Below are 20,606 nucleotides of genomic sequence, written 5' to 3' on the forward strand. Positions count from 1 at the left end.
ATTTATTGTTTAAATCCTGCCGGTTCAGGTTGATCAGCCAAAATGAGAGCCGCAGCTCCTAAAAGGGCAATATTTGGAATGTTTGAAGGTTGTATTACCAGTTGTTCCCTCACTTTCTTAAAAGGAAAACTTTTCATTGTAGTTTGCATTGATTTTTCAAAAAATGGATAAGCCTCACTAATTGAACCACCCAAAAGAATGGCCTGTGGAGAAAGCACATTTACAATAAGTTTGATCGCATTTCCTAAGTGTTCTCCATACTCTTTAAAAAGCTTAAGGGCGACTTCATTTCCTGTTTTTGCTTTATCAAAGGCAGTGCTACCAGTCATTCCGTGCTGCTGAAAAAATTTACCGCTGCAGTAATCCTCAATAGTCTTATCCAGATAAGCCAGGTTTCCAAATTCCCCGGCACTTGAAAATGCTCCGGAATAAAGTTTGTTGTGGATAATTACTCCGCACCCAAAACCGGTCCCCAAGGTAACTCCTACCAGATTTTTAAACGGTTTCCCCTCTCCAAACATTTTTTCACCAACTGCAAAAACGTTTGCGTCATTGGTTATGCGAACGGGTTTTTGGAAATGTCGCTCCAAGTGGTCTTTAAGATGAACCTCCTTTAAAGCAGGAATATTGAGCAGGTCGAACAAGACCCCATTCTCCTCATCTATGAGACCTGGTACTCCGATTCCTATTCCAGAAAAGTCACTGCCAGCCATCTTTTCAATTTCAAGAGTTAGATTTTCTAAAATCTGTTGTTTTGAAGCTGTTGATGAGGTGGGGAATTCAGCTTCATTAATAACACGTGCATCCTGAATAACACCAATTCTCGTTTTGGTTCCTCCTATGTCTACACCTACTACTATTTTGTTCATACAAGGATATTTACTGGCTGAAAATGTTGTAAATTATCGCATCCATTCTCCCAAATTCCTTAACTTTTCCTCAATTATGAACGGAAGACACACAAAGTAGCTCCATTTTTTTGTCACATGCAAATACTTTTATAATTTTTTAATAAAAGATATGAACAAAAATATCGCTTTTGCTCTGATTCATGACTCTTTGCGCTTTCTTATTAAATTTTCTTTTGAACTTTTTAAAAAACTATATTTGTATCTTTTAAACAGAAAGGTTTTCTGCCAAGAAAAATACATTTGAATTTGACACATGAAGAACATTCGCAATTTTTGCATTATAGCCCATATTGACCACGGAAAAAGTACCCTGGCCGACCGCCTGTTGGATTCTACAGGATCTGTCACAGACCGCGAGAAGCAGGAGCAACTTTTGGACAGTATGGATCTTGAAAGAGAAAGAGGGATCACGATAAAAAGTCACGCGATCCAGATGGATTACACTTATAAGGGAGAGCAGTATATTCTTAACTTAATAGATACCCCGGGGCACGTCGATTTCTCCTACGAAGTTTCCCGTTCTATTGCTGCCTGTGAAGGAGCATTACTCGTTGTAGATGCAGCACAAAGCATACAGGCACAGACAATATCAAATCTTTACCTGGCTTTGGAAAATGACCTGGAGATCATCCCGGTTCTTAATAAAGTGGATTTGCCAAGTGCAAATCCCGAAGAAGTTACAGATGATATTGTAGATCTGTTGGGCTGTGACGCATCAGATGTTATTCCTGCCAGTGCAAAGACGGGGCTTGGAATCGACGAGATCCTGGCGGCCATTATTGAACGCGTACCACCACCAAAAGGAAAAGTAGATGCACCACTTAGAGCACTTATTTTCGATTCTGTTTACAATCCTTTCCGTGGAGTTGAGACATACTTCCGGGTGATCAATGGTTCGATCAAGAAGGGACAACATATTAAATTTGTCGCTACAGATAAAGATTATTACGCCGATGAAGTCGGAACTTTAAGACTGAAACAGTTCCCCAGGCAGGAGATTAAAACCGGAGATGTGGGTTACCTCATCACCGGAATTAAAGAAGCCAAGGAAGTTAAAGTTGGGGACACCATTACTGATGCAAAAAATCCTACGACTGAAGCAGTTCCCGGTTTCGAGGATGTGAAACCCATGGTTTTCGCCGGAATTTATCCTGTAGATACCGAGGATTATGAGGATCTGCGGTCTTCTATGGAAAAACTGCAGTTAAACGACGCCTCATTGGTCTTTATTCCTGAAAGTTCTGCGGCACTTGGTTTTGGTTTCCGATGTGGATTCCTCGGAATGCTGCATTTGGAGATCATTCAGGAGCGTTTGGAGCGGGAATTTGATATGACGGTAATTACTACTGTTCCTAACGTTTCTTACCATGCATACACGCACAAGAACAAGGAAGATGTAATCCTGGTAAACAATCCGTCCGACTTGCCGGAGCCTTCGAGCCTGGAAAGAGTTGAGGAGCCTTATATTAAAGCCACAATCATTACAAAAGCAGATTTTGTTGGCCCTGTAATGTCGCTTTGTATCGAAAAAAGAGGAGAGATCACTAATCAAACCTATCTGACTACCGAAAGAGTTGAGTTAAGTTTCGATATGCCTTTGGCTGAAATCGTTTTTGATTTCTATGATCGTCTCAAGACAGTATCAAGAGGCTACGCTTCTTTCGACTACTCACCTATTGGCATGCGCCAATCCAAACTGGTAAAAGTTGACGTACTGCTTAATGGAAATGTAGTGGATGCACTTTCTGCCCTTTTGCACGTTGATAATGCGTACGACATTGGGAAGAAAATGTGTGAGAAGCTGAAGGAATTGATCCCGAGACAGCAATTCGATATTCCAATACAGGCTGCAATCGGCGCTAAGATTATTGCCAGAGAAACTGTAAAAGCATTGCGTAAAGATGTTACCGCCAAATGTTATGGGGGAGATATTTCCCGTAAAAGAAAACTTCTTGAAAAGCAGAAGAAAGGTAAAAAGAGAATGCGCCAGGTTGGGAACGTAGAGATTCCGCAGGAAGCATTTATGGCTGTTTTAAAGCTGAACGACTAAGAATATTAAGAGTAAAAATCTATAGAAAAGGCTATTCAAAAGCTGTTAAACCGTCATTCTGAATTTATTTCAGAATCTTATTGATCTGAGTGCGGAAATCAACAGAACCTGAAACAAGTTCAGGATGACGAACTTAACTTTGAGACAGCCTCTTTTTCTACTTCTCTTCAGGATTGGCATCTTCTACCATTTCTTCATAATTCTCCTCCATTTCCTCCTCTTCCTTCTGGATCTTCTTACCAAGATAAACTAACTGGTATCCACTATTAATTTCCACTTCGGCACTATGAGAAGGAATTATCATGAGTTCGCCCGCACCCTTCTTTACGAACAGAGGAACAATATCAGGATCGGTTTTGGAAATTTCCAGTAACCCTTCATAATGGGCCCTGCTGTTGAGTACCACCTCATGAATTGTAGGAAAACTCCTGGCCACTTCAGATAATTTTATGTAATCATCTGTATGGGAGAATAAACCTTCTGAAGGATTTGTTTCAGGATCATTCATCTCATCGGAAGATATTAACCTGAAAGAACCTTTTTCACCATATTGGCTGGTAAACTTCCTGATGGCAGTTTTATTAATATCGCTATTTCCGGTCATAGCCATTAGGTAACCCACATCATTCAGTTCAATATTATTAAACAGATCATCTTCATAAACACTGCCTGCAATGGCATCCAGCCCGAGATCTTTTGCTTTCATCACATTATCACCGTTATTATCCATAAGCACCACATGACGTTTATTGTCCTGTAAGTATTTCGCGATAAGTCGGGAAACTGAGGATGCTCCGATAATTAGAATTCCCTCGGCATCCTTTACAAAAACACCTACCATTTTTGCAAAAATTCTGGCCGTAGTGGCATTAAGGAGAACGGAAAGTAGAACCATCATAAAAACCAGCGGAGTGATATATTCTGCCCCGGGCACCCCTTCGCGGGCAAGTCTGAGACCAAAAAGCGATGCGATACCGGCCGCTACTATCCCACGTGGTCCAACCCAGCTTATAAAGGCTATTTCATTCCACTTAAGGTTTGATCCAAGGGAACTGAGGACTACACCTATTGGTCTCACTAAAAACATCACGACAGCAAACAACAGGACAGCTTTCCAATTGAAAATAAGCATGAGCTCTTCAATTTCTATATTGGCAGCTAAAAGAATAAAAAGGATCGAGATGAGTAGGACACTAAGAGATTCTTTAAAGTAAAGTAGTTCTTTAATATTTGGAAGATCCTTATTTCCCATTACCATTCCCATAACGACAACTGCCAAGAGTCCGCTCTCATGGGCAAACGTTTCTGCCAACACAAATACTCCCAGTACCGTCGCAAGTGTAAAAACGTTTAGCAAATAATGAGGAATAAAATTTCGCTTGATGAACAAGGCCAGAATATGGGCGAAAGTGAATCCAAATGTAAAACCGAACAGGATAATTTTTCCAAATTCTGTTAAAGCTGTCATGGTAAAGTTCTGTCCCCCTTCTACACGAATGAATTCATACATCAATACAGCGATAAGAGCACCAATAGGATCTATTAAAATACCTTCCCATTTTAGGATGGAGGACACATGTGTCTTGAGAGGAATATTACGCAAAATGGGTGCAATAACGGTAGGGCCTGTGACTATAATAAGGGAGGAGAACAAGAAAGAGATCTGCCAGGAAAAGCCGTAGATAAAATGAGCTGCAAGGCCTGCACCAAAAAATGTGACTACGACCCCAACGCTAATTAATTTGACAATCACGGGACCTATATTTCCTACCTCACCCCTTCTAAGGGTTAATCCTCCTTCAAAAAGTATAATGGCAATAGCCAGGGAAACAAAATAAAACAGGCTTTCACCGGGAAATACTCCTTCTTCTCCATTCCAGATAGGTTCCAGCCATTTTGTTCCGTCATCGGACAAGAGCGTAGAAACAGGACCTACAAAAAGACCAATTAGTATAAGTGGTAGGATTGCCGGAGTTTTGGTTTTCCAGGCAACCCATTGGGCCAGTATCCCCAGAATTACTAAACCTGCAAGTTCTAACATGTTTTTTAACCTAAATTGGCCGCAAAGTTAACTTTTTACGCGTTAACTGAAGAACTTCTATAGAATTGTCTGGTATTACCACTAATTTCTTCCGAAGATTCTAAGGATACACTATGATACGACTCTTATCATAGAAATACTTTTCAAGCTTTGCAGGAATAGAAGACAGGATATTTTGATAGGATGGGGAACCTTTTCGGGCAGATACAAGTATCACAATATCCTCTTCCTGCATATCTCTCCCCAGAATAAGAAAATCATCCCATTCAGAAAAGATCTTGTAATTGACAGGAGTATCGGTCTTTAATTTTTTGAATTCTTCCGAAATCGCCGTTTTAGTTGTTTCATTACAGTTGATAAGGACAGGTACACTGAGTTCCTTTGAAAGTAAGTCTATCTTTTTTAGCCATAGCAGAAAACCTGCCTCCTTCTCGGCAAGTGCCGGTACTACTGCAAAAATCCTTTTATGTGTAGCTAAAGGCTGTCCAAAATGAGTAATAAAGGAAGTTTTAGTGTTGGCCGCGATAATGCGCTCCATCTTTTTTCCTATTAATTTGTCCATTAAACCTTTATCTGAGGGCCATCCAAAAATGACAAGATCGGCAATAATTTCTTTGGCTTTTCTGGAAATTCCCTGGGCAACATTTTGATCGATGGTGGCATGAATAGTAACTTCGGCTTCGGCGGCAGATGCTTGTGAAACAAAATCTTCAAGCTTTCCGGTAGCCCGTGCGATATTAACTTCGGCTTCGGCATTATTGGGAACTACAGATAATATGGAAATAGGGTTTGGTGAGGTTTTGTCTTTAATTAAAATAGCAAATTCCAGGAGTTTATCGAAATTGAGGATGTTCGCTAGTGGTAAAAGAATGGTTTCATTTTTAAAGGAGTCGGTTTTTTGTACTTCGGAGGTCATGTTCTTTTCTACTTCCACCTTTAATTTTGTAGCTGCTCTTTGGGTGGCGAGAGTAGCCACAATGGAGGTAACCAGAATAAGGATTATAGTTCCATTAAGGATATTTTCGTCTATAATACCTGCATTATACCCCACAATGATAACCGCCAGAGTGGCTGCGGCATGACCGCTGCTTAAACCAAAGATCACCTTTCTCTGTGCTGCTGAATACTTAAAAGTTAATTGGGTGAAGAAAGAGGCAAGCCATTTACCAAGTACGGCCACAGCACTTAATGTCCCTGCCACGATTAGTGCGGTAGGACCACTAAAAATGACACTTATATCCACCAGCATTCCAACACTTATAAGGAAGAAAGGGATAAATAATGCATTCCCGATAAATTCAATTCGATTCATTAAAGCCGAAGAATGAGGGATCAATCTGTTCAGGGCAAGACCGGCAAGAAAGGCTCCAATTATAGGCTCTACACCCGCAAGTTCGGCAAGAAAAGCAGCAATAAAAACTACGGTAAGAACAAAAATATAATGTGAGTGTTTTTCATTCTCCATTTTGGTGAAGAACCACTTTGCTATTCGTGGTACAACCCAAAATAGGATAGCGGAAAAAATAGCCAGTGAAATTCCCAGCCTTTGCCAAAAAGCAGCATCCAAAGTTCCCTCGTGGTTACCCATAATAACAGCAAGAACTATAAGTACAGCAGTGTCTGTAAGAATAGTTCCTCCAACTGTAATAGCCACAGCTTCATTTTTTGACACCTTCAGCTTACTCACAATAGGATAAGTAAGTAAGGTATGAGTGGCGAACATACTGGCAGTCAAAAAACTTGCATTAAAATCGTAATTCAGCAGGTAAAAACACACCGGAAAACCAATTCCCAACGGAATAATAAAGGTAAAGAACCCAAAAAGAAAGCTTTTGTTACGATTAGCTTTGAATTGATTCATATCGAGTTCAAGACCGGCAATAAACATTATGTACAACAACCCAATGGTCGAAAACAGATCTATGGCCGAATTCTGCTCCAGAATCCCTGTCCCATAGGGGCCAATAACTATCCCGGACACGATTAATATAATAATTCCCGGAATATTCAACCTCCGCAACACAATGGGAGATACAAGAATAATGAGAAGAATGAGGGAAAATACCAGAACAGGATTTGTTAGCGGCAATTCAAATTCGTGGTGCAATATCTCCAGAAAGTCATTCATAATTTTTGTTATATAGAGGCTAAAAATAATAGATAATATGAGCCTGAAAATAGAAATCTACTAAAAATGCTATTTTTAAGGGATTTTTGGGAAAATGCAGGCTATAATAATATCATGATTTTATAAAATTTTTCTATTTTCTGCACCCGTTCAAAATGCAAAATATAAACCTGTCATTTTTAAACGCTAAATATTATCTAAATACAGTTGTTTATGGAAGAATTTAACATTCTTAATTTACTCATTATTCTGGCAGGAGCATGGGTTGGAGGTGCTGCGGCAAAGAAATTGGGTTATCCTGCCATTCTCGGAGAATTGGTTATAGGTATTATTCTAGGTCCGGCCATATTGGGGATGCTGGAAACTTCTGAAATGATAAGTGTACTCGCCGAAGTTGGGATTATTCTTCTCATGGTTTACATTGGAATGGAAATCAATTTCAGAGACCTTGGAAAGGCGTCCTGGCCGGGACTACTGGCAGCTATTGGTGGGTTTATTGTGCCTTTTGCCCTGGGTTACTACACGATAATCTACTTTGATGGAACACAAATGGCAGCCATATTCGTAGCCATTGCGGTGGGCGTAACCTCCCTGGCCACAAAGAGTCGTATTCTGGTGGATCTAAAGCTGCTAAATACAAGAATTGCCTATGTGCTAATGGCGGGAGCACTGATATCCGACACTTTGGCTCTAATCATTTTTGCCGGTCTTATGAGCTTCGTAGATGCCGGAAATATCGATACCTGGGGATTAATATGGGTAGCCGGTAAAGCCATCCTGTTCTTTATTTTCACTGCTGTAGCGGGAATATATCTTCTCCCGTTGCTGGGTAAAACTTTAAGTCGGGCAAAAATTAAGGATCGTACTTTGCATTTCACCCTAATCCTCATAATAGTTTTTGGTTTTGCTGAACTCGCCGAACTGGCAGGTCTCCACAGCATTCTTGGAGCATTTATGGCAGGACTATTTATAAGAGATGGGGTTTTCAACAGGCAGATCTCCAAAGAAATCAATGATATTTTTCACGATGTTTCTATTGGATTCCTTGCTCCAATATTCTTTGTTTCAGCAGGATTCAATGTAACTCTGGAAATCTTCCAGACCAACCTTTGGATGTTAATTGCAGTTACCGTAGTTGCCATGGTGGGAAAAATCGGTGGTACGGCACTTTTTTATCTTCCCAGTGGTTATGGCTGGCGGGAAGGGATCACAGTTGGAACAGGAATGAATGGGAGGGGAGCTGTTGAAATAATTATAGCCGGGATCGGTCTGGAAATGGGAATAATTTCACCCGAAATTTTTTCTATTCTGGTATTCATGGCGATTTTTACTACCCTCACTGTACCACTATTTCTTACCTGGACCACCAAATGGCTTAAAACCAGAGGTGAGCTTATCCATCAGGAATCCAGGAAAGGCTTTCTTATCCTGGGGGCAAATCCACTCGGAATCTACCTTGCCAAACACCTGAAGGAGGAAAATGACGTAACCTTAGTGGATGCAAACAGGGATATGGTAGAATTGGCGAAGAAAGAAGGTTTAAGTGCTGTTTTCGGAAATATATTAAAAGAAGAGACCATGGAGCAGGCTAAAGCTATAGATAAAGGAACTTTTATTGCTCTTACGGCAAACAGTGAAATCAACCTATTAGCAGCACAGCTGGCCAATGATTCTTTTTATATTCCTAAGAAAATTGTTCTTATGGACCCCAAAGAATCGGGTGCGGGAGTAGACCTGTTGGACAGGATTGATGCTTCCTCAATGTTTGCCGGTAAGACAAAACTCGAACCATGGGTTTATAAAATTACCACTCGGGAGGCTATAGAGAAGACAGTACTTGTAGAAGAGGAAATTTCAACCCGGCAGTGGGTGAAAGAACAAAAAGAACAGAATAAAGAATTCCTTCCTATATTAATTGTAAATCCCGAAGGCCATAAAAGACCATTCCAGTACCACGATACCATTAGCCCCGGTGAAAAAATAATATATTTACAATGAATTTATCAGGAACTTTAAAATCACTTTAAATTCATGAAAATACACACAATTGAGGCCGGTAATTTTAAATTGGACGGAGGGGCCATGTTTGGTGTTGTACCTAAATCTATCTGGAACAAAACAAATCCTGCCGATTCGAATAATATGATCGATATTGCCGCCACCTGTCTGCTTATAGAAGATGGAAACCGGCTTATTCTCATAGACACAGGGATGGGAGATAAGCAAAGTGAAAAATTCTTTGGGTACTATTATAAATGGGGAAATGACAATCTTGAAAAGTCTTTGAAGGAAAAGGGTTTTTCCAGGGAAGACATTACAGATGTTTTTATGACTCACCTGCACTTTGATCATTGTGGCGGAAGCATTCAATGGAATAAAGATCGTACAGGCTATGAACCTGCATTCAAAAATGCAACCTTTTGGAGCAATGAAGAGCACTGGGAATGGGCAACTAATCCCAATGCAAGAGAAAAAGCTTCTTTTCTAAAGGAAAATATCCTCCCAATGCAGGAAAGCGGGCAACTAAAATTTATAAAAAGACAGGGAGAAACCTATCAGGATTCATCTGAAATGGACTTTGGAATCCTTTTTGTAGATGGTCACACCGACAAGCAAATGATCCCTCACATTAAATACCAAGGAAAAACATTAGTGTTTATGGCCGATCTTTTGCCAACCGCCGGACACATTCCGCTACCATTTGTAATGGGATATGACACAAGGCCTTTGCTTACCCTTCCTGAAAAGAAAACGTTTCTAGAAAAGGCTTCAAAAGAAGATTTTTATCTTTTCCTGGAACACGATGCTCACAACAAGCTTATAACTTTAGAGGAAACAGAAAAAGGACCAAGATTAAACGAAGTATTTAAATTTAATGAAATATTTAATTAGAAATAAAATTATGAAAATACCTATTTACAGGCCTTTGCTAATAGCCGGATTGGCAGCTGCAATGGCATCCTGTGGAAGCTCGGCTCCCGCAATTGTTTCTACCCCTATTGAAAATATTGATGAGATGCCACTCAAAGTGGATGAACTTACCGAAGTAGAACTTCAGGGTTGGGGAGGTGCCGATCTTGTTTCAGATACTATTCCGGGAATGAGTGTTCAAAAGGCTTACAACGAAATCATAAAAAATAATAAAGGAAAAAAAGTAATTGTAGCAGTCATCGACAGTGGAGTTGATATTGAGCATGAAGATCTTGATGGAGTAATATGGATCAATGACGATGAAAAGCCGAATAACAACCGGGATGACGATAACAATGGCTATGTAGATGATATCTATGGATGGAATTTCTTAGGAGATGTAGTGGAGGAAAACCTTGAGTATACCCGAATCTATAAAAAACTAAAACCAAAATACGGTAGCATACCTACAAGTGCCGTAAAGCCAGAAGACCGTGAGGAATTTGAGCGGTACCTTGAAGCAAAGGCCGAGTATGAAAAAGAGTATAATGAGACTCTTGGTATGAAAAACCAATATGAAGGAATTGTACAGCAATTAAAATTGTCTCACGATGCTGTTTCTACCCAACTGGGGAAAGAAGATTACACTTTAGAGGAATTACGAGAAATGCCTGCAAATACAGAGGAAATGCAGCAGTATAAAGGTTTCCTAAGTCAGGTGATGAGCAATGTGGAAGGGACAATCCCGGAGGCTATAACGCAGTTGCAGGAAGCTATAGACTATTTTGACGGTCGTCTTTCTTCTCATTTCAATCTTAACCTTGATGCCAGGGCAGTAGTGGGTGATGATGTTGATGACATTACAGATACCGACTACGGAAATAATAACGTGATGGGTCCTACTCCAGACAAGGAGGATATCAAACACGGAACGCACGTAGCAGGAATAATTGCTGCGGAAAGAGAGAACAATATGGGAATTAACGGAGTTGCCAATAATGTGGAGATTATGGCAATTAGAGCCGTGCCTGACGGTGACGAATACGACAAAGATATTGCCCTGGCTATTCGTTATGCAGTAGATAATGGTGCAAGCATCATTAACACCAGCTTTGGAAAATATTTTTCTACTCACCCCGAATGGGTAAGAGATGCAATTCGATATGCAGATGAAAATGACGTCTTGATAGTAAATGCAGCCGGAAATGAAGGACTAAATCTTGATCAAAAAGCTGTTTTTCCAAATGATCAGGATCCTGAAAATCCGAATGAAATTTCAGAAAACTTCCTAACAGTTGGAGCTCTTAATTATGAGTATGGATCTGGGTTGGTGGCAGGTTTCTCCAACTTTGGTAAAACTAATGTGGACGTTTTTGCACCGGGAACCAAGATCTGGTCTACAACGCCAAATAATGAGTACGAATTTTTACAGGGAACATCCATGGCAGCACCCGCAGTTGCAGGAGTTGCAGCTATGATTCGCTCCTATTACCCAAAACTTTCAGATGAGCAGGTAAAAAGAGTTATTATGGAGAGCGGACTTACAAGTAATGCAACTGTGATCATTGGGGGAGACCCTTCAAATACAATAAAGTTCAGCGAATTATCAACTTCAGGAAAAATGGCAAATCTGTATAACGCACTTATAATGGCTGATAAAATTTCAAACTAAGATTATGAAGAAAGGAATAATAACACTGGCATTTTTTACATGTCTGACAGTAACTGCCCAAAATAACACGTCCTACTGGCAACAGGAGGCCAATTACGAAATGAACGTGGATATGAATGTTGAAAATTTCCAGTACACCGGGGATCAGGAACTGGAATATACCAACAATTCCCCGGATACTCTGAAGAGAGTCTTCTTTCATTTGTTTTATAATGCTTTCCAGCCGGGAAGTGAAATGGATGTGAGATCACGTACCATTGCTGATCCTGATTCTAGAGTAGGGGATAGAATTTCTAACCTTACTCCGGCACAGCAGGGATATCTTCGGGTAAATACCCTTACCAAAAACGGGAATTCTCTTGAATTTGAAGAAGTAGGAACTGTACTCGAAGTAGACCTTGATGAGCCAATTCTACCGGGTGAAACTGTAAATTTTGAAATGAAATTTGCAGGTCAGGTTCCGGAGCAAATTCGCCGGGCAGGAAGGAATAGTAGTGAAGGCGTAGCACTTTCCATGGTCCAGTGGTATCCCAAAATAGCCGAATATGATTTTGAAGGCTGGCATGCAGATCCTTATATAGGCCGCGAATGGCATGGAGTATGGGGAGATTATGATGTAAAAATCAACATAGACAGGGATTATATTCTCGGAGCATCCGGAGTGCTTCAAAATGCCAATGAAATTGGTTACGGTTATGAAGATGAAGGCGTGAAGGTAAACCGCAAAAGAGGAGACAAACTTACATGGCACTTTATAGCCGAGGATGTTATTGATTATGCCTGGGCTGCAGATCCCGAATATATTCATGACAAGCGCACAGCACCTGATGGTACCGTGCTGCACTTCCTTTACAAAGACAATCCGGAAATATTGGAAAACTGGAAAAACCTTCAGCCGAAGACTGAAGAGCTACTCCTGTACTTTAACGAAAAGATTGGCCCTTATCCTTGGCCTCAATACTCTGTTATCCAGGGAGGTGACGGCGGAATGGAGTATGCTATGCTAACGCTCATTACAGGAGAAAGAAACTTTGGAAGCCTGGTAGGAGTGACCGCTCATGAATTGGCACATGCATGGTTTCAGCATTTATTAGCGACTAATGAAAGTAAGCATGAATGGATGGACGAAGGATTTACAAGTTACATTGCAGATCTTGCCATGAATGAAGTAATGGATATGAATGAAGAAAATCCTCATACTGGATCTTACAGAAGTTATTTTAGACTGGCAGGTTCAGGAGTAGAGCAACCTCAAACCACTCATGCCGACAGGTACACTTATAACGCAGCGTATGGCGCTTCAGCTTATTCCAAAGGTGCAGTCTTTCTTTCCCAACTGGGTTATATAATTGGAGAAGAGAATTTGGAAAAAACCCTAAAGAGGTACTATGATGAATGGAAATTTAAACATCCAACTCCAAATGATTTTATAAGAGTGGCCGAAAAAGTTACAGGTGCAGAACTCGATTGGTATCTAACCGATTGGACTCGAACCACGAACACTATAGATTATGGAATTCAGGCAGTAGAAGATGCAGGCAATGATACTCGTGTGATCCTTGCGAGAAATGGCGTTATGCCAATGCCCATAGATGTAAAAGTCACCTATAATGATGGTACTTCAGAAGAGATTTACATTCCCTTACAAATGATGCGCTGGGAAAAACCAGGTTTCGAGGAAGATCAGATAAAAGAAGATTGGGCATGGGCATATCCTACCTATTCCTTTACTCTTGAGAAGCCAAAATCACAGATTTCCTCTATTGAAATCGACCCAAGTCAAATGATGGCCGATGTCAACAGGGAGAACAATGTTTTTTCTGAAGAACAACAATAGGTTCTAAAAATGACATTCTTGAGCCCCTTCTTTTGGAGGGGCTTTTTTATTGTCCTGTTCTGGTCGCCATAGTATTCAATAGTTTAATGTTTCAGGTCATCTCCATTTTTCCTACCAAAAACTTATTTATAAATGATAATTTTACCACATGGATGAAAGCTTCGGAAAGAAGGAAAAGCTTAAGAGCAAGATTATAATTGACAGATTATTTGCTGAAGGTAATTCTGTGAAAAAGTATCCCTTGCGTCTCATTTATCTTCCGCTGGAGAAGGCACCCGAAAAAATAAATAAAGTTGCAGTATCCGTTCCGAAGAGAAGTTTTAAACGTGCGGTAGACAGGATCAAATTGAAACGCCTATTGCGGGAAGCATATAGAAAAAATAAGTATCTTGTAACCAATAATTTACCCGGTCAATATGCGATAATGTTCATCTATACAGGTCGTGAGATCTGGAGTTATTCAGAGCTTTTCCGCAGCAGCGAGGAACTTCTTAAAAGATTTGTGGAGCAAGAAAAAATGAAGGAACATGAAAAAGACATTCTCTAAAATAGCATTTTTAGCAGCCATTCCCGTGCTGTTCTTTACTACCGTTAGTTATAAAGCAGATTTCTTCGAGATCGCAAAGCAACTGGAGATATTTACTACACTCTTCAAGGAACTTAACATGAATTATGTTGATGAAACCAATCCTGCAGAATTAATGGATACGGCTATTAATTCAATGCTTGAAGATTTAGATCCATACACTCACTATTGGAATGAACAGGAGGTACAGGCAGCAAGAATAGACAATGCCGGCGAATATACAGGAATAGGTGCCACTGTGGGTATAAAACCCGATAAAATTATCATTATAGAACCTTATAAAGACTATCCTGCAGATGAAGCCGGTTTAAAAGCCGGAGATGAGATCATTAAAATAGGCAATGTATCTATAGCCGATTTTAGTGAAGGGGCGGGAGAACTGCTAAAAGGTGCTCCAAACAGTACAGTTGAATTAACCTATAAACGTAATGGCCAGACAGAAACCACCACCCTTACCCGTGGTGCAGTGGAGATCAAAGCTGTGCCTTATTACAAGCTGCTTGAAGATAAAACCGGTTATATAGTTTTGTCCCAGTTTAACCGTAACGCTTCTGCAGAAACTATCCAGGCTCTTAAAGATCTAAAAGAAGAAGGAGCTGAAAAGATCATTCTTGATCTTCGCGGCAATCCCGGAGGCTTACTTTCTGAAGCTATTAATGTTGCTAATATTTTTGTGCCGGAAGGAGAATTGATTACCAGTACAAAATCGGCAGTTGAAAAGTACAATCAGACGTTCTCTACAACCCGCAAAGCAATTGATACTGAAATTCCTCTTGCAATTTTAATAAACGGCCGAAGTGCTTCTGCCAGTGAGATTGTTGCAGGATCTCTGCAGGATCTTGACCGGGCAGTCATTCTTGGTGCCCGAAGCTTTGGAAAAGGTCTTGTACAACGGCCTAAAGATCTTACTTATGGCACTCAGTTGAAGGTTACTATATCAAGGTATTTTACCCCCAGCGGTCGTTGTATTCAATCCCTTAATTACCGAAAGCGTGATGAGGATGGAAATGCTGTGCGTTATACTGCGAGTGATTATAATGAATTTGAAACCCGTAATGGCAGAAAAGTCTATGACGGTGGAGGTATCTCACCCGATGTAAAACTGGAAACATCAGAATTTAGTGACATCACCAATGCAATACTGCAGGAAAATGCCATTTTTGACTATGCTACAAAATATTATTACACTCACGATTTAAATTCTCCAGAAGAATTTAATTTAACAGAAAAGGATTATTCTGAATTCCTCAGATATTTGGACACTTCAGGGTTTGAATATAAGACCGCCACAGAAAAGGAACTGGAAGATGTAATTTCTGCAGCCGAGAAAGATGGTTATCAACAGAATTTATCTTCAGGTTTTGATGAAATAAAACAAACTATTTCCAGGTCAAAAGAAGAAGCTCTTACTGCCAAAAAAGCTGAAATTAAAGGTCTGCTTTCTGAAGAGATCATAAAAAGATATTTCTATAAGGAAGGTCTTTATGATTATTACGTAAAGCAAAATCCTGAAATATTAAAAGCTAAAGAAATTTTGCAGAACAAGGACCGGTATCAGGGAATCCTTAAAGGTTAATTTTTTACCATGGCGATGTGAGGAATCCCATCTTCCAGGTATCCTTCACCAATCTGTTCAAAACCATGGCTTTCGTAAAAGGTCGTGAGATATGTTTGTGCAGATAATTTAATCTTTTGAGTATGGAATTTTTCTTCTACAGCTCTTATTGAAGCTTTTAATATCTCGTGACCGTAGTTTTTCTTTCTATGTCCCTCCTTTACCACCACCCGGCCTATAGCTGCTTCACTGAAGTAGATCCCGGGAGGAAAAATTCTGGTGTAGGCAACTAATTCATCATCTTCAAATCCTAATATATGAAGGGCTTTTTCGTCCTTTCCATCTATATCCTGATAAACACAATCCTGTTCTACTACAAAAACTTCCGCCCTAAGCTGAAGTACCTTGTATAGTTCCTTAAGATTTAATTCTTCAAAAGTGGATATTTTTATCTGCATTAATTACAAGCGATCTTTTCAACACGACGGCTATGGCGACCACCGGCAAATTGAGTATCAAGGAAGACCTGCACCATTTCTACAGCCTGTTCTTTTGAGGTATATCGCGCAGGAATACTTAAAATATTGGCATCATTATGTTCTCTTGCCAGGGAAGCGATCTCTTTGGTCCAGCAAAGAGCAGAACGAACGGGCTGATGTTTATTCGCCGTCATATTGGCACCATTGCCACTACCACAGATGATAATACCAAAATCTGATCTTTTGTTAACCACATCTTCTGCAACAGGATGAACGAAATCTGCATAATCAACACTTTCTTCACTGTCGGTTCCGTGATTGGTCACTTCTATGTTCCGGGATTTAAGATAATCAACTACAGCTTTTTTATAAGTAGTACCGGCGTGATCATTACCAATGGATATTTTCATAACTCGACTTTATATTGAGCTACAAAGGTAGAAATTTGGCTTATTAACTTCTATTTTAGTCTTTGTTAATTAAATGTTACAATACCTTTAAAATTAAGGTTTTACTAAAGTTGATATTTTGTTCATAAATGAGATTAAAAAAATCAAAATCAAATTTGGTAATATGCCTAAAATTACCAATAGCAAAGAATTCCCGACACAGAGAAATAATTAATTCACTTTTTTAGACAAAGTTTTCAGCACCATTTTTTCAGTTCTACACATTAAAAAATGGTTAAGTTATTAAATCCTGGTATTCACATTTTCTTATGAACAGTTGTTAAGAAAAACAAAACTTTCAGTATTAATCAAGGCCTTAAGATCATCTGCTGCTGTTCATAAGTTGTTACCTGTATACTTCTAACTTATTTTCCAAAAAAGATTCAAAAAAGTTATTGTACATATCAACAGACTATAATACTCCAACATTTTAATTTTTTAAAAAAGAAAGAAAAAGAAATATATAATATAACTGTTGACAACTATACGATCTTAAGGGGTGCTGAATGATCATTAAAACTGTCCAGGATTTCCTGCGCCCTTGTAATATCAAGACGATGTACTTTTAAATGAATTCCCCCCAGGGCGTTGGAATAAAAAGGGAATACCCCAATCATTGTCTCATTTTGAAAAAAATATTGAATTTGTTCCTGTTCCAGTAAAAGCTTTAGAACCTGATATTCGTGAGGGTAAGTAAAAATTGCAAGAGTGATAAATTTTTCCATAGCAAAAAGCTTGCTATTAAGATACTATATTTTAGATTGAAAAAGAAGAAGTATCTACCGGTAAAGATGAAGAGTCCGGATTATTAAGTGATTTATTTATAGAGGCTACAAGAGTTAGTATCCCAACGACGAAAATCAAAACGAAAATAATTGTAATTCTGGTTGATTTACTCATGTTGTAGCTCTGTGATGATTATGAACAAAATTAATATAATTTTAAGATTAATGAGATTTTAATGTTAATTTTTTCTTATTAAAAAATGAACTTATGGTAAAGAATAAGCTATGAAAATGGGAAAAACTTCTGATTTCAGGTAGATGTTAATTATAAGGCTTAATTTTATAGCTTAATTTTAGAAATGAGTAAACAGAATAAAAAGAACAAATCAACCAATTCCGAAAGTTTTACCCAAAATATCCTCGGCATTATGCGCAAGGAATCGGGAAAGGATTTTAATTACAAACAAATTGCTGCAAAAATGGGAGTGGATGATCCTACCAATAGGAATAAGATCATTCGCACTCTTTCTCAGCTCGCCGCCAAAAAGAAAATCGAAGAAATTGATAAAGGAAGGTTCCGTCTTAATGCCAGTGTAGACCGCTACCGGGGATTTTTAGACATGACAGCAAAAGGTAGTGGTTATGTGGTAGTAGAGGAACTAAATGAAGATGTATTTATTCCTTCCAACAATATCAACAAAGCTTTTGATGGCGACGAAGTTGAAATATATGTTTATAAAAGACGGCGAAATAAAAAATCTGAAGGAGAGATTACAAATATTCTTACCAGAAAGAAAACCCAGTTTGTAGGCGTACTACAACTTCAGGAAAATTTCGGATTTGTTGCCATTCAGGATGGAAAAATGTACACCGATATTTTTGTTCAGAAAAATAAGATCGGGGAAGCTAAAAATGGTGATAAAGTGGTAGTCGAAATGGAAGAATGGCCCGAAAAGGCAGATTCACCTTTCGGCCGTATTGTCCAGGTTTTGGGTAAGCCGGGAGAACATAATACCGAGATTCATTCAATTTTAGCCCAATATGGTTTACCGCATGAATTTCCGCAGGAAGTGGAAAATTTTGCACAGGGAATAGATACCAGCATTCAGGAAACTGAAATAAAAAATAGACGGGATATGCGGGAAGTCTTGACTTTCACCATAGATCCAAAAGATGCCAAAGATTTTGATGATGCCTTAAGTTTCCGTGAACTGGAAAATGGTAATTATGAAATCGGGATTCACATTGCCGATGTTTCCCATTATGTGAAGCCGGGAACTATTCTTGATGAAGAAGCTTTTAACCGGGCCACCTCGGTTTATTTAGTTGATCGGGTGGTACCTATGTTGCCCGAAATTCTTTCCAACAATGCCTGTTCACTAAGACCGAATGAGGAAAAATACACTTTTTCTGCAGTTTTTGAAATGAACGGAAAAGGGGAGGTTAAAGATCAATGGTTTGGTAAAACTGTCACCTATTCCGATGCACGATTTGCTTATGAAGAAGCACAATATGTCATTGAAACTACAGGTGGCGATATTCCTGAAGATATCTCAATAACTGGCAAAAGCTATAGAACAGATGATGCAATAGTTACAGCTATTCTTAAGATGAACGAAATCGCTGAAATAATGCGGAAAAAGAGGATGGGCGAAGGAGCAATTTCATTTGATAAGGTAGAGGTTAAATTTGAGCTGGATGAGAAAAATGAACCCATCGGTGTTTTCTTTAAAACTTCAAAGGAAGCTAATAAACTTATTGAGGAATTTATGTTGCTCGCCAACAAAAAAGTAGCTGAATTCATTGGGAAACAGAAGCCTAAAAAGACTTTTGTTTACCGCTGCCACGATGAACCGGATACCGAGAAGTTGAATGCTCTGCAATCTTTAGTAAGCAAGTTTGGACATAAATTGAATCTGAAAGATCAAAAACAAATATCTCAATCTCTTAATAATTTATTGAGCGATGTCCAGGGAAAGAAGGAACAGAATCTTATTGACACCCTTACCATTAGAACGATGAGTAAGGCCTACTACAGCACAGACAATATTGGTCATTACGGGCTCGCCTTTAGTCATTATTCTCATTTTACCTCACCAATAAGGAGATATCCAGATGTTATGGTCCATAGATTACTACAGCATTACCTTGATCAGGGTAAATCTGCTCCCGAGGAGGAGTACGAGGCTAAATGCCAGCACAGTAGTAATATGGAAGGTTTGGCCACAAGTGCCGAACGGGATTCTATCAAGTACATGCAAATTAAATTTATGCAGGAACACAATGATGAAGAATTCCTCGGCGTTATTTCAGGTGTTACCGAGTGGGGAATCTATGTTGAAATCATTGCCAATAAATGTGAGGGCATGGTGAGGCTGCGTGATATAAGAATGGATCACTTTGATTTTGATCCCGAACAATATGCTATCATTGGCCGTAAAACAAAAAAGGTTTACCAGTTAGGTGACGAGGTTTATGTCACAGTTAAAAATGCCGATCTTGTTAAAAGGCATTTGGACTTTAATTTAATTGGAAGCAAAGATGATGTCGAAAATCAAAATTAGTAGAACCCTTTTTACCTGTTTATTTATTTTCATAGCAATTTCTGCCAAAGCGCAGGATGTAGAGGAGGATCTGGAAAGCTTTTCAGAGTTAAAAACATTTAATGCAGTGGAAGTGGAAATCATTCCCTCTACCGAAAACCGCATCGTGATCACTGGACACAGTAAAAATGATGTGAAGTATGAAATTGATGGAGACCGACTTGAAATAAGGCTCTCTCTCGACAATATCTGGTCAGAAAATAACACTCTAATCACTTTGTACACCAAAGATTTAAATACAATAGATGCCAATCAAGCTTCTATTATTGAAATTACGGACGAATTAAGGGGTGAAGAATTAACTTTCCGGGTGCAGGAGGGTGCTGTTATACTTGGCAGGGTGAAAGGCCGTAAAATCAATTCAAAATCTATTACCGGGGGAAGAATAACCATTGAAGGAGAAGCTGAAGAACAGGTGGTTGAAATTAACACCGGGGGACATTACTACGGAAAAAACTTACGTACTGAAGTAACTGAAGTTAGTGCGGGTACTGCTGGTAAAGGAGAAGTTTATGCCACAGAATATGTAAAGGCCACTGCCAGGCTTGGCGGAACTGTAGAGATCTTTGGTAGACCTGCCGAAGTTGATAAAAAGACCAGCCTGGGCGGTAGAATTTTGTAAGTAAAGTAAAATCCTATCTTTGTGAAACTAAAAGAGCT

15 protein-coding genes are annotated in these 20,606 nt (G+C 39.2%); 9 read left to right on the forward strand and 6 right to left on the reverse strand.

The features are described 5' to 3' along the window. Positions 1-2: 2 nt before the first annotated feature. Positions 3-869 (reverse strand): ROK family protein, encoded by an 867-nt coding sequence (locus tag H148_RS0107565; RefSeq protein ID WP_051286298.1) that lies wholly within the window; start codon positions 867-869, stop codon positions 3-5. A 295-nt stretch (positions 870-1,164) separates the two neighbouring features. On the opposite strand from H148_RS0107565, the gene lepA reads away from it, so the two are divergent. Continuing rightward, the gene (gene lepA, locus H148_RS0107575; protein ID WP_029034262.1) at positions 1,165-2,961 is read left to right on the forward strand and encodes a translation elongation factor 4; all 1,797 of its coding nucleotides are present in this window, start codon (positions 1,165-1,167) and stop codon (positions 2,959-2,961) included. Positions 2,962-3,118: 157 nt separating this feature from the next. On the opposite strand, the gene H148_RS0107580 is transcribed toward lepA, so the two are convergent. Both H148_RS0107580 and H148_RS0107585 read right to left on the reverse strand, forming a co-directional pair. After that, positions 3,119-5,002: a cation:proton antiporter gene (locus tag H148_RS0107580; protein WP_029034263.1), complete on the reverse strand. Its 1,884-nt coding sequence runs from the start codon at positions 5,000-5,002 to the stop codon at positions 3,119-3,121. A 100-nt stretch (positions 5,003-5,102) separates the two neighbouring features. Then, a complete protein-coding gene (locus H148_RS0107585) occupies positions 5,103-7,130 on the reverse strand; it encodes a cation:proton antiporter (RefSeq protein ID WP_029034264.1) in 2,028 nt (675 codons plus the stop codon). Positions 7,131-7,343: 213 nt separating this feature from the next. Between H148_RS0107585 and H148_RS17470 the strand changes: the two genes are divergently transcribed. The 6 genes from H148_RS17470 (at position 7,344) to H148_RS0107615 (ending at position 15,711) form a co-directional block, all read left to right on the forward strand. Further along, a complete protein-coding gene (locus H148_RS17470) occupies positions 7,344-9,128 on the forward strand; it encodes a cation:proton antiporter (RefSeq protein ID WP_051286300.1) in 1,785 nt (594 codons plus the stop codon). 33 nt (positions 9,129-9,161) lie between these two features. Then, positions 9,162-10,022, forward strand: a complete 861-nt coding sequence (locus H148_RS0107595; RefSeq protein WP_029034265.1) for an MBL fold metallo-hydrolase — start codon at positions 9,162-9,164, stop codon at positions 10,020-10,022. Between the two features lie 10 nt (positions 10,023-10,032). Then, the gene (locus tag H148_RS0107600) at positions 10,033-11,712 is read left to right on the forward strand and encodes a S8 family serine peptidase (protein ID WP_029034266.1); all 1,680 of its coding nucleotides are present in this window, start codon (positions 10,033-10,035) and stop codon (positions 11,710-11,712) included. Positions 11,713-11,716: 4 nt separating this feature from the next. Beyond that, positions 11,717-13,549 carry a M1 family metallopeptidase gene (locus tag H148_RS0107605; RefSeq protein WP_029034267.1) on the forward strand — a complete coding sequence of 611 codons (1,833 nt, stop codon included), beginning with the start codon at positions 11,717-11,719 and terminating at the stop codon, positions 13,547-13,549. Between the two features lie 148 nt (positions 13,550-13,697). Beyond that, positions 13,698-14,096: a ribonuclease P protein component gene (locus H148_RS0107610; protein ID WP_029034268.1), complete on the forward strand. Its 399-nt coding sequence runs from the start codon at positions 13,698-13,700 to the stop codon at positions 14,094-14,096. After that, the gene (locus tag H148_RS0107615; protein WP_029034269.1) at positions 14,077-15,711 is read left to right on the forward strand and encodes a S41 family peptidase; all 1,635 of its coding nucleotides are present in this window, start codon (positions 14,077-14,079) and stop codon (positions 15,709-15,711) included. The genes H148_RS0107610 and H148_RS0107615 overlap by 20 nt, the downstream gene beginning before the upstream one ends. On the opposite strand, the gene H148_RS0107620 is transcribed toward H148_RS0107615, so the two are convergent. From H148_RS0107620 to H148_RS0107630, 3 genes are all read right to left on the reverse strand, one after another. Further along, complete coding sequence (locus H148_RS0107620; protein ID WP_029034270.1) at positions 15,708-16,148, reverse strand: GNAT family N-acetyltransferase; 441 nt, start codon at positions 16,146-16,148, stop codon at positions 15,708-15,710. The two genes, H148_RS0107615 and H148_RS0107620, sit on opposite strands and share 4 nt — an antisense overlap. After that, complete coding sequence (locus tag H148_RS0107625) at positions 16,148-16,579, reverse strand: RpiB/LacA/LacB family sugar-phosphate isomerase (protein ID WP_029034271.1); 432 nt, start codon at positions 16,577-16,579, stop codon at positions 16,148-16,150. Before H148_RS0107625 ends, H148_RS0107620 begins: the two co-directional genes overlap by 1 nt. Before the next feature lie 521 nt (positions 16,580-17,100). Continuing rightward, positions 17,101-17,343: a DUF2007 domain-containing protein gene (locus tag H148_RS0107630; protein WP_029034272.1), complete on the reverse strand. Its 243-nt coding sequence runs from the start codon at positions 17,341-17,343 to the stop codon at positions 17,101-17,103. A gap of 359 nt (positions 17,344-17,702) precedes the next feature. On the opposite strand from H148_RS0107630, the gene rnr reads away from it, so the two are divergent. Both rnr and H148_RS0107640 read left to right on the forward strand, forming a co-directional pair. After that, positions 17,703-19,907, forward strand: coding sequence for a ribonuclease R (gene rnr / locus H148_RS0107635; RefSeq protein WP_029034273.1), 2,205 nt, complete (start codon positions 17,703-17,705; stop codon positions 19,905-19,907). After that, the gene (locus tag H148_RS0107640) at positions 19,885-20,568 is read left to right on the forward strand and encodes a head GIN domain-containing protein (RefSeq protein WP_083961610.1); all 684 of its coding nucleotides are present in this window, start codon (positions 19,885-19,887) and stop codon (positions 20,566-20,568) included. Before rnr ends, H148_RS0107640 begins: the two co-directional genes overlap by 23 nt. Positions 20,569-20,606: the final 38 nt, after the last annotated feature.

Source organism: Salinimicrobium terrae DSM 17865 (assembly GCF_000424665.1).
Classification (GTDB): Bacteria; Bacteroidota; Bacteroidia; order Flavobacteriales; family Flavobacteriaceae; genus Salinimicrobium; species Salinimicrobium terrae.